15 protein-coding genes are annotated in these 15706 nt (G+C 66.4%); all 15 read left to right on the forward strand.

What is annotated here, in order from left to right; translation table 11 throughout:
- Window positions 1–10 precede the first annotated feature (10 nt).
- On the forward strand, window positions 11–1183 hold the full coding sequence (locus ACFVU2_RS15610; protein ID WP_387876076.1) for a type II secretion system F family protein: 1173 nt from the start codon (window positions 11–13) through the stop codon (window positions 1181–1183).
- 176 nt (window positions 1184–1359) lie between these two features.
- On the forward strand, window positions 1360–1797 hold the full coding sequence (locus tag ACFVU2_RS15615) for a type IV pilin protein (protein ID WP_387876078.1): 438 nt from the start codon (window positions 1360–1362) through the stop codon (window positions 1795–1797).
- Between the two features lie 113 nt (window positions 1798–1910).
- Window positions 1911–3311 carry a prepilin-type N-terminal cleavage/methylation domain-containing protein gene (locus ACFVU2_RS15620; protein ID WP_387876081.1) on the forward strand — a complete coding sequence of 467 codons (1401 nt, stop codon included), beginning with the start codon at window positions 1911–1913 and terminating at the stop codon, window positions 3309–3311.
- Window positions 3308–3994, forward strand: a complete 687-nt coding sequence (locus ACFVU2_RS15625; RefSeq protein ID WP_387876083.1) for a hypothetical protein — start codon at window positions 3308–3310, stop codon at window positions 3992–3994. Before ACFVU2_RS15620 ends, ACFVU2_RS15625 begins: the two co-directional genes overlap by 4 nt.
- A 3-nt stretch (window positions 3995–3997) precedes the next feature.
- Window positions 3998–5830: a hypothetical protein gene (locus tag ACFVU2_RS15630; protein ID WP_387876085.1), complete on the forward strand. Its 1833-nt coding sequence runs from the start codon at window positions 3998–4000 to the stop codon at window positions 5828–5830.
- Window positions 5827–6690, forward strand: a complete 864-nt coding sequence (locus tag ACFVU2_RS15635; RefSeq protein ID WP_387876088.1) for a prepilin peptidase — start codon at window positions 5827–5829, stop codon at window positions 6688–6690. The genes ACFVU2_RS15630 and ACFVU2_RS15635 overlap by 4 nt, the downstream gene beginning before the upstream one ends.
- A gap of 13 nt (window positions 6691–6703) precedes the next feature.
- Window positions 6704–7753: a type IV pilus assembly protein PilM gene (pilM, locus tag ACFVU2_RS15640; RefSeq protein ID WP_387876091.1), complete on the forward strand. Its 1050-nt coding sequence runs from the start codon at window positions 6704–6706 to the stop codon at window positions 7751–7753.
- On the forward strand, window positions 7750–8412 hold the full coding sequence (locus ACFVU2_RS15645; RefSeq protein ID WP_387876094.1) for a hypothetical protein: 663 nt from the start codon (window positions 7750–7752) through the stop codon (window positions 8410–8412). The genes pilM and ACFVU2_RS15645 overlap by 4 nt, the downstream gene beginning before the upstream one ends.
- Before the next feature lie 2 nt (window positions 8413–8414).
- Window positions 8415–9170 (forward strand): hypothetical protein, encoded by a 756-nt coding sequence (locus ACFVU2_RS15650; RefSeq protein ID WP_387876096.1) that lies wholly within the window; start codon window positions 8415–8417, stop codon window positions 9168–9170.
- A 91-nt stretch (window positions 9171–9261) separates the two neighbouring features.
- A complete protein-coding gene (locus ACFVU2_RS15655; protein ID WP_387876098.1) occupies window positions 9262–10404 on the forward strand; it encodes a tripartite tricarboxylate transporter TctB family protein in 1143 nt (380 codons plus the stop codon).
- Between the two features lie 10 nt (window positions 10405–10414).
- Complete coding sequence (locus ACFVU2_RS15660; protein WP_387876100.1) at window positions 10415–10909, forward strand: DUF6121 family protein; 495 nt, start codon at window positions 10415–10417, stop codon at window positions 10907–10909.
- Window positions 10910–11246: 337 nt separating this feature from the next.
- Complete coding sequence (gene rpsL, locus ACFVU2_RS15665; RefSeq protein WP_011186743.1) at window positions 11247–11621, forward strand: 30S ribosomal protein S12; 375 nt, start codon at window positions 11247–11249, stop codon at window positions 11619–11621.
- On the forward strand, window positions 11621–12091 hold the full coding sequence (rpsG, locus tag ACFVU2_RS15670) for a 30S ribosomal protein S7 (protein ID WP_387876103.1): 471 nt from the start codon (window positions 11621–11623) through the stop codon (window positions 12089–12091). The genes rpsL and rpsG overlap by 1 nt, the downstream gene beginning before the upstream one ends.
- Before the next feature lie 85 nt (window positions 12092–12176).
- Window positions 12177–14291, forward strand: a complete 2115-nt coding sequence (fusA, locus tag ACFVU2_RS15675; protein WP_387876105.1) for an elongation factor G — start codon at window positions 12177–12179, stop codon at window positions 14289–14291.
- Window positions 14292–14403: 112 nt separating this feature from the next.
- Window positions 14404–15597, forward strand: coding sequence for an elongation factor Tu (gene tuf, locus ACFVU2_RS15680; RefSeq protein ID WP_021759595.1), 1194 nt, complete (start codon window positions 14404–14406; stop codon window positions 15595–15597).
- The last annotated feature ends 109 nt before the right edge of the window (window positions 15598–15706 follow it).

Raw genomic sequence — 15706 nt, forward strand, 5'->3', positions numbered from 1 at the left:
CGGCAAGGTCGTGAAAGGCAAGCTCGACGCGCCTGGCGAGGCGGCGGTGGCCACCCGCCTGCGGACGATGGGGCTCTCTCCGATCGCCATAGAACGAGCACCCGAGGCGACGGGGTTGAACAGGGAGATCAACCTCAGCCTCGGTACCGGCGTCAAGCTCAAGGATCTCGCGGTCGCCAGCCGGCAGATGGCTACGATGATCGGTGCCGGCCTCTCGTTGCTCAAGACGCTGAACATCCTGGCCGACCAGACCGAGAACAAGAAGCTGGCCGCCGTGCTGGGACGAGTCCGCGACGACGTCGAGACGGGCGTCTCGGTGGCCGATGCCATGCGCAAGGACGAGGCGATCTTCACACCGCTGATGGTGAACATGGTGCGCGCCGGCGAGACCGGAGGCTTCCTCGACGGGGCGCTGGAATCAGTGGCGGCCAACTTCGAGAAGGAAGTCAAACTCCGGGCGACGATCAAGTCTGCCTTGACCTATCCGATTATCGTCTTCGTCATGTCGATCGTCGCCGTCATCGCGATGCTGATCTTCATCGTGCCGGTGTTCGAGAACATGTTCAAAGGTTTCGGCAAGGATCTGCCGCTCCCCACGCAGATCCTCGTCCTGCTTTCCCACGCGATGGTGTGGGTGGTGCCCGTCCTCGCAGTCGGAGGGATCGCGTTCGCCGTCTGGTGGAACAAGAACAAGAACCTGGAGGCGGTGCGGCGTCGCATCGATCCGATGAAACTCCGCCTGCCCGTTTTCGGGATGCTGCTCAAGAAGATCGCGATCGCACGTTTCGCACGGAACTTCTCGAACATGATCGGCGCCGGTGTGCCGATCTTGAGGGCTCTGCAGATCGTCGGTGAGACGAGTGGCAACTGGGTGATCGAGAACGCGTTGGGGGCCGTCCGGGACGGCGTGCGGCAGGGGGAGGCGATCGCTGCGCCCCTGGCCCAGCAACCGGTCTTCCCTGCCATGGTGACGCAGATGGTGGCTGTCGGTGAGGACTCCGGCTCGTTGGAGACGATGCTCGCGAAGATCGCCGACTTCTACGAGCAGGAGGTGGCTGCCGCGACCGAGCAGCTCACGGCCATGATCGAGCCGCTTGTCGTCGCGTTCCTCGGAGTGATCATCGGAGGCATGGTCGTCGCGCTCTACATGCCGATCTTCCAGATTGCGACGGTCGTCAAGTAGACGTGCCCAACCTGGGGGCCAGTTGCGAAAAAGCTCCCTCTAACTGGGGTGATTCTTGAGTGAAAAACCCCCCAATCGTGGGATTCTGCCGAGAATTTGCTCCGAATTACCATCGAGCCACCGGACGGGGACTCGCACCCTTCCGTACCGAATACCCCGACCGAATGGAAACCGAAATGTACTTCCGACTCATGGGCAAGCTGAACGCTCGCCGCAAGGGCCTGCTCGAGGAGAACGAGAACGGCTTCACTCTCATCGAGCTCCTCGTGGTGGTCATCATCATCGGCGTCCTCGCCGCCATCGCGATCCCGGTCTACCTGGGGGTCCAGAGCGGTGCGAAGGACAACGCAGTCAAGGCCGACCTCACGAACCTCAAGACGGCCGCGGTCGCATACGAGACGGCGAACAGCGGCGCGCTGCCGACGTCCATCACCGACCTCACCAGCTCGGTGACCATCGATGGCGGCAACTACTCCACGACGGGCTCGCCCAAGCTCACCTCGTCGGGCACCGGCGCCACCGCCACCTTCACGATCTGCGCCACCGGCAACAACGGCAACTCGTGGAAGGTCACCGACAAGACGGCCCCGCAGTCCACCCCTTCCTGCTCGTAAAAAGGTGCACGTGCGGTCAGCGGGGCGGGGAGCCTGAATCGCTCTCCGCTCCGCTCCCGTACTTCCGCACCGGCCGTACCCCACCACCCATACCCGAATCAGGGAGGTGACCGATGTCCCGCATTCAGCTCCGCCCCCGCCCCCACTCTTCTTCTGCGGACGCCGGTTTCTCCTTGATCGAGGTCATGGTCGCGATGTTCATCTTCGCCGTCGTCTCCCTCGCATTCGCCTCCGCCCTTCTGACGACGATGCAGGTCTCGAGCGACTCGCTCGCCCGGCAGACCGCGAGCAGCCTGGCTGCCGGCCAAATCGATCAGGTCAGGACCACCACCGACCTGACGGCGCTGGACTCATCGTCGGCGCCAACCGATGTCACCGTCGCGGGACGCAAGTATCACATCTCGACTATCGTCCGGTGGACCGGTGCCGGCTCGGGAACGGACGCGCAGTGCAGCTCCGGATCCGGGCCGCTGCTGAACAAGGCCGTGAAGGTCGTCGTGTCGTGGGACGGCATGGCCACCTCGACCCTCCCCGCAGAAGCGGACACGGTGGTGGCGCCCAAGAGCCGGATCAGCGATGTGAACAAGGGGGTGATCATCGTCTCGGTGAAGAACGCCCAGGGCGCGGGGAACGCCGCTGTGACCATCTTGGTCGTCCCGAACCCGACGGCCCCGAACGGTGCTTCGGCGATCTCGGCCACGATCGATCCGACGGATGCGCAGGGCTGCGGGTACGTCCTCAATGTGACGCCCGGCAAGTACGACGTCTCGATCAGCAAGGCCGGAACCTCCACCCCTTCCGTCGACATCGCGCAATCCACCACGCCCAAGCAGACGGTCGACGTGAGCGCGGGATCCACCGCGACCGCCCCGTTCCAGTTCGATCAGTCCGCGACATACATCCCTCACTACGCCAGCAATGTCGCTGGCGCTGTCGTCCTCCCGCTCACGATGGACACGACTTTCGTCAACACCTACGGCATCTTCACCACGGTCTCCACACCGACGCGCTTGCACCCGTTCACGGCCGGATATGCCGTCCTCGCCGGTTCGCTCGGGGCCAACGGGGGGACTGCCTCCAACTGCCTCGCCGTGGATCCCGGAGCGTGGCCTGTCGCCACGGACGCCACCGGAACGTGGGCGGGCAAACGTCCGGACGCCGTCGCGGCCGCTCCCGGGGGTTCTGCGGATGCGTACGTTCCGATGGGAGCCGTCGCGGTGACCGGTCCTGCGAACGGATATGTCTCCGCCGCCGCGCAGACCACAGGCCCCGCGGGTTCGGGAAATCCGGGGTGCGCCGTGCCAAAGACCTACCTGATCAAGCTTCCTGCGACAGGGACGGCGGTCGTCGCCCTTCCGTTCGGCTCGTGGAAGCTGACCAGCGGGACGACGTCGGGTTCGCAGACCACGAAGGTGACGGCGTCGCAGCTCGCTCTGGTCACACGCGGAACGATGGGGACCGCCAACGGCGATGCCGTCGTCACCCTGGACCCTCGACAGCTGGTGACGCCATGAGCGCGGGCCGTGGCCTCGAGGGCCGTGACGAGGGGATGACTGCGGCCGAGCTGGTGATCGCGGCGTTCGTCACCGCCATCGTCCTCGTGATGGCCTCGAGCTTCTTCTTCCGTGGCACGACGGCGATCATGCAATCACGCAACACCTCGCTCGATGCGGGGACGGTCTCCAGCGCCATGATGGAGGTCTCGAAAGTCATTCGCTCCGGGGCGCCGAACCCGGTGCTCAACAACTCGATCCCCGACCCTGTAGTCCTCGCGGGAACAGCCGAGTCGGTGACGCTGTATTCCTACGCCGACGCTTCGGTGACCAACACCGCTCCGATGATCATGCAGTTCTCGGTCGACCCCACCACTCGACAGCTCGTGGAGAAGCGATGGGCCGCGACAACGAACGCGGGCGGTTACTTCACGTTCCCGAACTACACCACGGCCGTGCCGACGTGGTCCCGCACCATCGCGGGACCGATCGGGACGACGCCGTCGGGGAAGTCGCCACTCTTCGTCTTCAACGCGGCGTCGGGCGGCATGACCCTGGGAGCTTCCGGGCTGAGCGCTCCCCAGCGAAACAGCATCGTCTCCGTGCTCGTCACCATTCGCGTCAACGGCAGCGGGTACGCCGGCGCGAACGGAGTCGAGGAGCAGAACACGGTCGGACTGCCGAATCTCGGATTGGGGACCTGAACGATGTCCATTCTCGGTTTCCGTGCTCTTCGTCTTCGCGCCGCCCGCGACGACCGCGGCGTCGCGCTCGTCAGCGTCCTGGGCATGTCGGCGGTGCTCGTTGTCATGGTGACGATGGGACTCGCCGTCGCGACGACGGCATCGACCAACGCATCGAGCAACGAGAACTGGGATGCCGCCGGAGCGGCCGCGTACGCCGGCATCTCCGACTACCAGAGCAGGCTCACCAACGACAACACGTACCAGAAGTACGGCGACAAGTCCGCGCCGTTCAGCGCGTCGACGGGGAGCACGACTCTCGTGCTCCCCGGCGGGGCACTGACGAATCCTGCGTTCGGCTGGACGGACGGGGGGTCGTGGGCATCGATCCCAGGCTCGACGGGCAACCGCGCCTTCCGCTACGAGATCGACAACTCGAAGTACTCGACCCAGGGAATCATCCGCGTGCTCGCGACGGGGAGGTCCGGGACCGTCACGCGGAGCATCCTCGCCACCGTCCGGCAGAAGGGCTTCATCGACTTCCTCTACTTCACCGACTACGAGGTGCAGGATCCTGCGATCACCGGCTACTCTCAGTCGGCCTGTGAGAAGTACTACCCGGCACGTGTGGACGCCGATTGCGGAGGCGCGATCCAGTTCGGCGCGTCCGAGGTCGTCGACGGACCGCTCCACTCGAACGACGCGCTCTACATCTGCGGCGGCGACTTCAAGGGCAAGGTCACGAGCAATTATCAGACCGCGCCCTACTACCGGAACTGCGGCACGGCGACGTTCGAGCAGGGTGTCCCCGCCCCGGCGGACAAGCTCGTCATGCCGCCGACCAACACTCAGATGAAGCAGGAGACACGAGGCGACCTGACGGCGACGGACGTCCCGCGGCCGGGGTGCCTGTACACGGGCCCGACTTCGATCGTGTTCAACTCCGACGGGACGATGACAGTCCGCTCTCCGTGGACGAAGTTCGTCAACACGAGCGCGACAGGGGGGATGACGAACTCCGCGTGCGGCACTCCGGGGCGTGGGACCAACGACGGGACGACGCTCGGATCCGATGCTGGCCAGAAGGTCACGGTACCGGCCCAGAACCTCATCTACGTCCAGACGGTTCCCGCCGTCTCGACCGATCCCAACTATTGGGCTCCGGGCGCAGTGCCGTATTCCGGATTCTCGTGCCCGGCCAATGGGAACGGCATCGGTTACCCCTACACGACGACCACCGGATCCAGCCCCACGACCAACGGGACGACAACGACCGAGTCGATCACGGCGACGGGCACCGGCACGAACTACTACGGATGCTCCGCGGGCGATGTCTTCGTGAAGGGCCAGCTCAAAGGGCAGGTCACGATCGCGGCGGAGAACTACGTGTGGATCACCGGGAACATCACGTACACGGATCAGGCGAGCGACATCCTCGGCCTCGTCGGTCAGAACGCGATCTGGGTGTGGAACCCGATCATCGCCACGACCACCTGTTCGACCGGTCGATCCGGGACGACGTGCTCCACCGGTAGCTCGTCGAACTACCTGACGGACTCCGCCCGCACGATCAACGCCGCGATGCTCTCCGTCTCGCATACGTTCCAGGTGCAGAACTACGACAAGGGCACGACGCGCGGCAACCTCAACGTCTTGGGCGCGATCGCGCAGAAGTTCCGAGGCACCGTCGGCACGGTGGGCTCGCGCCCGACCGGGTACACCAAGAACTACAAGTACGATGTCCGTCTGCGCAACATCGCGCCGCCGAAGTTCCTCCAGGCGGTCTCGACGACCTACGGAGTGACGCAGTATGCGGAGGTCGCCTCGGCGTTCACCTCCGGAGGAGCGCCCCGATGACCGGCAGTGTCGTGACGGGTGCCGCGTCGACGACCATGATCCTCGCAGCGTCCCTCGCGTGTTTCGGGGTACTCATCGGATCGTTCTTGAACGTCGTCGTCTACCGCGTGCCGCTCGGGCTCTCCGTCGCCCGGCCGCCCAGTTCATGTCCGACCTGCGGGACGGAGATCAAGCGGCGGGACAACGTGCCCATCGTCTCCTGGCTGCTGCTCCGGGGCAGGTGCAGGCATTGCCGGAGTGCGATCTCAGCGCGATACCCGATGGTGGAGCTCGGCACCGGAGTCTTCTTCCTCGCCGTCGCCATCGCATCCTTGGCGCCGATCCTGCGCGCGACGACCCCGGCCGCGATCGTCGGCGGGATCCTGTCCCTGAGCGCTTATCTGTATCTGGCCGCGATCAGCGTCGCCCTCGCCCTCATCGATATCGACACGCACCGGCTTCCGAACGCGATCGTGCTGCCCTCGTACCTCGTCGGGCTCGTGCTGCTTAGCTCCTCGGCGTTGATCTCCGGACAGCCCGCCGTGCTCGTTCCCACGGCGGCGGGTCTGGCGATCGCCTTCGTCGTCTACTTCGTCCTCTGGCTGGTGTATCCGCGTGGAATGGGTTTCGGTGACGTGAAACTCGCCGGGGTGCTCGGAATGTACCTCGGGTTCGCCGGGTGGCCCGCCATCATCGTCGGCCTCTTCGCCGCGTTCGTCCTCGGCGGCGCGTTCGCGATCGGCCTTGTCGTCCTCCGCAAGGTCGATCAAGGTTCGGGGATCGCATTCGGGCCGTGGATGCTCGCCGGCGCATGGGTGGGGATCTTCATCGGCGGCCCGCTCTGGTCGGGATACATGTCGCTCATCGGTTTCGTGCAGTGAGTAGGAGTAGATCATGGTGAACAGCGTCGTCGGCCTGGACATCGGCAGCAGCGTGGTCAGAGCTGTGGAGGTGGTCGACCTGTCGAAAGGGAAACCCCGGCTGGTCCGGTTCCACGAGGCCCCGATTCCGGAGGGCGCGGTGAGGCGGGGCGAGATCCTCGAGCCGAACACCGTCGCCGCGGTTCTGCGGCAGCTCTGGTCCCGTGGGGGCTTCAGGACCAAGGACGTCGCACTCGGCGTCGGCAACCAGAGGGTTCTCGCGCGAGACCTGACGGTGCCGAAGGGGTCGATGCAGCACATCCGGGAGTCGCTTCCCTTCCAGGTCCAGGACCTTCTGCCCGTTCCGGTGGCGGAGGCGCTTCTCGACTTCTATCCGGTCTCCGAGGAGATGACGGAGAACGGTCCTGTGGTGAACGGCCTGCTGGTCGCCGCCGTCAAAGAGGCCGTCCTCGGCAACATCAAGGCTGTCGAACTGGCCGGTCTGCGTCCGGTCGGAGTCGACCTCATCCCGTTCGCGCTGAGCAGACTCCTGGTCGGCGGCAACGGGCCCCGCGAGGCGGTGGCGCTCGTCGATGTCGGGGCGAACACGACGAGCGTTGTCATCGCATCGAAGGGTGCGCCGCAGTTCGTGCGAATCATTCCGACGGGGGGAGCGGAGCTGACGGAGGCTCTTCGGTCGACCCTCGATATCCCGGTGATCGACGCCGAGGCCAGGAAGCGCGCGCTCGGCCTCGCTGCCGAGGCCCGATCGTCGGACGAGCAGCAGGTACTCGAGGTCATCTACCAGGTCACGGGCGAATTGCTCAACAGCCTCCGGAACACGGTCAACTATTACGCCAATACGCGATCGGCCGATCGGATCGCACGCATCGTCCTCACCGGGGGAGGCGCCGACCTTCCCGGTTTCGCAGCGGCACTCGCGGAGATGACCCGGCTGCCCGTCGATCACGGCGATCCGTTCACCTCGATCGGACTCTCCCGAAAAGTCGATGTCGACCAGCTCCGCAACAGCCGGTCCTCGATCGCCGTCGCGCTGGGCCTCGCACTGTGGAGGGCGGCATGAGCACTCCGAAGCCCCGTGCCCTCGTCATCGGCGGCGAACCCAGGGTCGACCTCCTCCCTCCGGAGGTCCGCGCGTCGCAGCGAGGACGTTCCACCCGGCGGATGCTCACCTACGCAGTGATCGCTGTCGCCGTCGTGACGGCGACAGTCGTCGGCGGTGCGTCATTCGTCGCCGCACAGGCGCAGACCGATCTGATCTCCGCCCAAGCGGAGACCGGCAGCATCCTGGCCCAGCAGAAGAGATTCATCGAGGTGAAGAAGGTGCAGGACGACGTAGCGGTGGTCCAGGCGGGCCAGCAGGTCGGCGCCTCGACCGAGATCCAATGGACGGACTATCTGGAGAAAGTCCAAGGGACCTTGCCCTCCGGCGTCGCCATCCAGTCGGTCACCATCGAGTCGTCGACTCCCCTCGCGGTCTTCGCGCAGTCGACCGTCCCGCTCCAGGGACCGCGCGTCGCCACCATCACCTTCGAGGTGACCAGCCCGGTCCTGCCGCAGCTGCCGGCCTGGCTGGCGGCCCTGGCGGCCCTTCCCGGCTTCGCGGACGCCACCCCGGACGCGGTCACCCTGGACAGGACGACCAACCAGTACACGGCGAAGATCACCATGCATGTCAACAGCTCGGCGTTCGATGACCGATTCGCAGGCAAGGGGAAGTAGCCGTGGACAAGAACAGACTCTGGTTGATCGGTGCCGTGCTCGTGATGGTGGTCGTCGTGGCGGGCGGCTGGTTCCTCGGCATTCAGCCGCAGCTCGTCACGGCGGCCACCGCCGAGGCCCAGCGCGCACAGGTCGCGGCGGTCAACGCCCAGCAGACGGCGGCGCTCGAGAAGCTCAAGTCCGACTACGCGCAACTGCCCGACCTGAAGTCCGATCTGGCGACGCTGCGAGCGTCGATCCCGCAAGGCACGGACCTGCCGACGTTCGTCGACCAGGTGACCGAACTCTGTGCATCGACCGGGGCGACGTTCACGGGCTACACCACGGCAGCCTCCTTGCCGTACGCCCTCGCATCGACGACCGGCGCAGCGACGACGAAGACACCCGCCTCGACCTCGACCTCGAGCCCGCAACCCACCGCGGCGGCGACGCCGGCGCCGACGTCCACTCCGGAGCCGGGTGCGCCTCCGGTGACGAACCGTCTCGTCACCGACCAGAACTTCGTCGCGACGCCGCTGACCGTGACGGTGCAGGGCGGCTATGCGAACGTGCTCGCGTTCATGAGGGGTCTCCAGACGGGAAAGCGCCTGTTCCTCGTGACGAACCTGGAGACCTCGGCGTCGACGGAGGAGAACGCCGCGGGGATGTTCGATGCGACGATCTCGGGACTCATCTACTCGATCGCCGATTCGGCGCCCGCCGCCGTGCAGCCGCCGCAGTCGGCATCGCAGGCCGATGCGTCGGCCAGCAAAGGCTGACCGGCCCCCGCTCCGCCTCCCTTCACATCCCGCGCCCCGTTGCTACAGTGGGCACCACGAACGGGCCCGCCGGGCCTCTGGAGGTGCCACGATGAGCGACACGACACCCGATCCCGCGTCCGCGGACACGGGGGAGCAGCGGGCCACGCCCGTCGAGCCCGCGACGGGTGCGGCTTCGTCCGCCGCTGCGGAGGCGCACGACACCGATCCGGAGGTCGTGGATCCGCCGTCGAGCCCGGTCTCGGCCCGTGGTCATGTGAACCGTCCGGCCGCTGAGGCGCCGGCCGACGCCCCGGTCGCACCGCCCGTGGCGGCCGCATCCGCGGCGCCTGCAGCACCGTCGGCGACCCCCGTCACCGAGCCGGAGCCGGTCGTCAGCACGGAGGACGACATCGCCGCCGCCGTCGCACGCACGGCCGCACAGCCGGGGGAGGCCGGGGCGACCGCCGCCGGCACCGCCACCGTCGACACCGCATCGCCCGCCGAGGCGGCCACGCCGGTGGTCCTCGCAGCCGCAGCAGCAGCCGAGACGCAGACGCAGGCGGCCCCCGCCGCGACCGCGGCCTACGGAACGGCCCCCGTCGCGGGCGCGACGTGGGCTCCCGAGCCGACGGGTGCACCCGTTCCGCTCCAGCCGCAGCCGGTCGCCCCGATCTTCCTGCAGCGCCCCGAGCCGCCGAAGCGCAAGAGCAACCGCGGCGTCGGCATCCTGATCGTGCTCGTCGGCACCGTGGCGTTCGCGCTGCTCTGGAGCGTCGCGGTCGTCGTCGTCGATTCTCTGGTGACGCCGCGCAACGACTTGTTGACGGTGCTGCTCCAGTCCTTCACGCAGGTCTACGCCGGCTGGGTGCCGATCCTCGCGTTCTTCGTGGGGATGGTCGTGCTCGTGCAGATCGTGAACCGCGCCCGCTGGTGGGCTTACATCCTCGGCGGCCTCGTCGTAGGGGTCTTCGTCTACTTCGCCTTCATCGGCGCCTACCTCATCGACGCGCAGTACTGGCAGCGCACCCCGGCCGAGTTCGCCATCCTGCTGCGCAGCGCCTGGCTGAACCCGTTCGCCGTGCTCGCCGGTGTCATCGCCCGCGAGATCTCGGTGTGGACCGGCGCGTGGCTCGCCGCGCGCGGACGCAAGCTCAAGGCGCGCAACGCGGAGGCGCAGGCGGACTACGAGCAGCAGCTCGCCGATGCGCAGAACCAGGCCGTCGCCGCCTACGCCACGCAGCAGGGGTACTGATCGGGCGGTCATGCGTGACGAACGCGCGTATGCGACCGTGGTGGCGCTGTTCGCCGCGGGTCTCTACCTCGCGCTGATCGTCGCCGGCTTCGGGCTGCTCTCGCTCGCGACCAACACCGAGGTGATCTCCGACCCCGCGATCGGGTCGCTCGTCGGCCCGGTGATGGTCGGGGCGGCGGTCGTCGCGCTCCTGCTCGCCCTCATCGGGCGGGGGACGCGCGTCCCGGCGGACCGTCAGCGCGTCGCGCCGGGCAGTGCGCTGCTGACCGGCCTCGTCTGCTACCTCGTCTACGTGGTGGCGGGAGCGGTGGCCGGGATCGCCGGGGATCCGTCCCAATCGCTCCGCGCCATCCTGTTCGCCGGGGGCCAGTTCGGGAGCTGGTACGCGGTGCTCGTAGGGATCGCCGCGTTCGTCGTCACCCTGCTGTACCAGCTGGTCCTCGTCGGCCGGTTCAGCCAGCGGGGCCGTCCGCGCTGGCCCTGGGAGGGCGACGACGACGAGTGAACGCCCGGTCGCCGTTTCGCCCTGCGCGGAACCAGGCCTAGCACAGCCCCGCTCATTTGACCGGGAAGGGCGCGGACGATAACATTTATCGGGTGTGCGCTCTGCTGCGCGCTCGTTCCGTGCCCAGAAATGGGACCAGCGATGGAGGAGCGGGCGAGCTGGCACGTACTCATCCGATGGGCAGGGAAACCGCACGGGATCCCGGCCCCCACGGCATATCGGCGGCGGGCTTTCGTTCGCCGGTCGATTCCCCAGACGACTGAGACGCCCGGAGACGGGCTGATCGGTCATGGGACAAGCAACAACTGTCACCGTGCAGTCCATATAAGGAGAAGTAGTGCCTACCATTCAGCAGTTGGTCCGAAAGGGCCGGACGCCGAAGGTCACCAAGACCAAGGCTCCCGCCCTCAAGGCCAACCCCCAGCAGCGCGGTGTTTGCACCCGCGTGTACACCACCACCCCGAAGAAGCCGAACTCGGCGCTCCGCAAGGTCGCGCGTGTCAAGCTCTCCAACGGCACCGAGGTCACCGCGTACATCCCCGGTGAGGGCCACAACCTGCAGGAGCACTCGATGGTGCTCGTCCGCGGCGGTCGTGTGAAGGACCTCCCGGGTGTCCGCTACAAGATCGTCCGTGGCGCCCTGGACACCCAGGCCGTGAAGAACCGCAAGCAGGCTCGCAGCCGCTACGGCGCGAAGATGGAGAAGAAGTAATGCCTCGCAAGGGTCCCGCTCCGAAGCGCCCCGTCGTCGCCGATCCCGTCTACGGTTCGCCGGTCGTCAGCCAGCTCGTCAACAAGATCCTCCTCGACGGCAAGAAGGGCCTCGCCGAGCGCATCGTCTACGACGCGCTCGAAGGTGTCTCCTCCAAGTCGGGCAACGACGCGGTCGTCACGCTCAAGAAGGCGCTCGACAACATCCGCCCGACCCTCGAGGTCCGCAGCCGCCGCGTCGGCGGCTCGACCTACCAGGTGCCGGTCGAGGTCAAGCCGCACCGCGCGAACACCCTCGCGCTGCGCTGGCTCACCAGCTACGCCAAGGGTCGTCGCGAGAAGACGATGACCGAGCGTCTCACCAACGAGATCCTCGACGCCTCGAACGGCCTCGGCGCCGCTGTGAAGCGTCGCGAGGACACCCACAAGATGGCCGAGTCGAACAAGGCCTTCGCGCACTACCGCTGGTAATGATTTCCGTCGTCCGGGCGTTGCACCCTGTGGGGCTGCGCCCGGACGACGCCCCTTCCACTCTCTACTCTTTCGGAGGAACCCTGTGGCACAGGACGTGCTCACCGACCTGACAAAGGTCCGCAACATCGGCATCATGGCCCACATCGATGCCGGCAAGACCACCACGACCGAGCGCATCCTGTTCTACACGGGCGTCAACCACAAGATCGGTGAGACGCACGACGGCGCCTCGACCACCGACTGGATGGAGCAGGAGAAGGAGCGCGGCATCACCATCACGTCCGCGGCCGTGACCTGCTTCTGGAACAAGAACCAGATCAACATCATCGACACGCCTGGACACGTCGACTTCACCGTCGAGGTGGAGCGCTCGCTCCGCGTGCTCGACGGCGCGGTCGCCGTCTTCGACGGCAAGGAGGGCGTCGAGCCCCAGTCCGAGACCGTCTGGCGCCAGGCCGACAAGTACAACGTCCCGCGCATCTGCTTCGTCAACAAGATGGACAAGCTCGGCGCCGACTTCTACTTCACCGTCGACACCATCGTGAAGCGCCTCGGCGCCAAGCCGCTGGTCCTCCAGCTCCCGATCGGCTCCGAGTCCTCCTTCGAGGGCGTCGTCGACCTGGTCGAGATGCGTGCGCTCACCTGGCGCGGAGACGCCAAGGGTGACGTGCAGATGGGTGCCAAGTACGCCATCGAGGAGATCCCCGCGGACCTCGTCGAGAAGGCCGAAGAGTACCGTCAGACGCTCCTCGAGACCGTCGCCGAGACCGACGACGCGCTGCTCGAGAAGTTCTTCGGCGGCGAGGAGCTCACGGTCGCCGAGATCAAGGGCGCCATCCGCAAGCTCACCGTCAACAGCGAGATCTACCCGGTCCTCTGCGGCTCGGCGTTCAAGAACCGCGGCGTCCAGCCGATGCTCGACGCCGTGATCGACTACCTCCCGTCGCCGCTCGACGTGCCGGCCATCGAGGCCCACGACCCGCGCGACGAGGAGAAAGTCATCCTCCGTCACGCCGACGCCACCGAGCCGTTCTCGGCGCTGGCCTTCAAGGTCGCCGTCCACCCGTTCTTCGGTCGTCTGACCTACGTGCGCGTGTACTCGGGCCGTGTCGACTCCGGTGCCGCGGTCGTCAACTCGACCAAGGGCAAGAAGGAGCGCATCGGGAAGATCTTCCAGATGCACGCCAACAAGGAGAACCCGGTCGACTTCGTCACCGCCGGCAACATCTACGCGGTCATCGGCCTCAAGGACACCACCACCGGCGACACCCTGTGCGACCCGGACAACCAGGTCGTCCTCGAGTCGATGACGTTCCCGGAGCCGGTCATCGAGGTCGCCATCGAGCCGAAGACCAAGGCCGACCAGGAGAAGCTGGGCACCGCGATCCAGAAGCTCGCCGAAGAGGACCCGACGTTCCGCACCGAGCAGAACCAGGAGACCGGTCAGACGGTCATCAAGGGCATGGGCGAGCTCCACCTCGACATCCTCGTGGACCGCATGAAGCGCGAGTTCAACGTCGAGGCCAACGTCGGCAAGCCGCAGGTGGCCTACCGCGAGACGCTTCGTCGCACGGTCGAGAAGTACGACTACACCCACAAGAAGCAGACCGGTGGATCCGGCCAGTTCGCGAAGGTGCAGATCACTCTCGAGCCGATGGAGGTCACCCCCGAGACGTCCTACGAGTTCGTCAACGCCGTGACGGGTGGTCGCGTTCCGCGCGAGTACATCGGTTCGGTCGACGCGGGCATCCAGGACGCGATGCAGGTCGGCGTGCTCGCCGGCTTCCCGACGGTGGGCGTCAAGGCGACGCTCGTCGACGGTGCCTCGCACGACGTCGACTCCTCGGAGATGGCGTTCAAGATCGCCGGATCGATGGCCTACAAGGAGGCCGCTCGCAAGGCGAACCCCGTGCTCCTCGAGCCGCTCATGGCGGTCGAGGTGCGCACGCCCGAGGAGTACATGGGCGATGTGATCGGTGACCTCAACTCCCGTCGTGGTCAGATCCAGTCGATGGAGGAGGCGAGTGGCGTCAAGGTCATCCGCGCCAACGTCCCCCTGTCGGAGATGTTCGGATACATCGGCGACCTGCGTTCCAAGACGTCGGGCCGTGCGGTGTACTCGATGACCTTCGACAGCTACGCGGAGGTCCCGAAGGCCGTCGCCGACGAGATCGTTCAGAAGAGCAAGGGCGAGTGACCTCGGTCGCTCCCTTTCGGAACATCCCGTAACATAAGAAACCAATCCCGTAGGTCTGCCGGTCGAAATCCATCGACCGGGACATCTACACGAGAGTCCTGAGGAGGACCCAGTGGCTAAGGCCAAGTTCGAGCGGACTAAGCCGCACGTCAACATCGGAACCATCGGTCACGTCGACCACGGCAAGACGACGCTCACCGCGGCGATCTCCAAGGTGCTTGCTGACAAGTACCCGTCGGCGACCAACGTTCAGCGCGACTTCGCGTCGATCGACTCGGCTCCGGAAGAGCGTCAGCGTGGTATCACGATCAACATCTCGCACGTCGAGTACGAGACGCCGAAGCGCCACTACGCGCACGTTGACGCCCCGGGTCACGCCGACTACATCAAGAACATGATCACCGGTGCCGCTCAGATGGACGGCGCGATCCTCGTGGTCGCCGCCACCGACGGTCCGATGGCTCAGACCCGTGAGCACGTTCTGCTCGCCAAGCAGGTCGGCGTTCCGTACCTGCTCGTCGCGCTGAACAAGTCCGACATGGTCGACGACGAGGAGATCCTGGAGCTCGTCGAGCTCGAGGTCCGCGAGCTCCTCTCGAGCCAGGACTTCCCGGGTGACGACGCTCCGGTCGTCCGCGTCTCGGGCCTCAAGGCTCTCGAGGGCGACGAGAAGTGGGTCCAGTCGATCGTCGAGCTCATGGAAGCCGTCGACGAGTCCATCCCGGACCCGGTGCGCGACAAGGACAAGCCGTTCCTGATGCCGATCGAGGACGTCTTCACGATCACCGGTCGTGGAACCGTCGTCACGGGCCGCGCCGAGCGTGGCACGCTGGCCATCAACTCCGAGGTCGAGATCGTCGGCATCCGCCCGACGCAGAAGACCACCGTCACGGGTATCGAGATGTTCCACAAGCAGCTCGACGAGGCCTGGGCCGGCGAGAACTGTGGTCTGCTCCTCCGCGGCACCAAGCGCGAGGACGTCGAGCGCGGTCAGGTCGTCGTGAAGCCGGGTTCGGTCACGCCGCACACCAACTTCGAGGGCACCGCCTACATCCTCTCGAAGGAGGAGGGTGGCCGTCACAACCCCTTCTACACGAACTACCGTCCGCAGTTCTACTTCCGGACCACCGACGTCACCGGCGTCATCTCGCTGCCCGAGGGCACCGAGATGGTCATGCCCGGCGACACCACCGACATGACGGTCGAGCTGATCCAGCCGATCGCCATGGAGGAGGGCCTCGGCTTCGCCATCCGTGAGGGTGGCCGCACCGTGGGCGCCGGTACGGTGACCAAGATCATCAAGTAGTCGTTCCTTCGACTGACTCGAAAGAGGGTCGGGCCTTCGGGCCCGGCCCTCTTTCGTTAACGCGGGGTTTACCTGCGGGCGCCGGAGGCGCAGTATGGAGTCACCGTTC

Source organism: Leifsonia sp. NPDC058194 (genome assembly GCF_042883605.1).
Classification (GTDB): Bacteria; Actinomycetota; Actinomycetes; order Actinomycetales; family Microbacteriaceae; genus Leifsonia.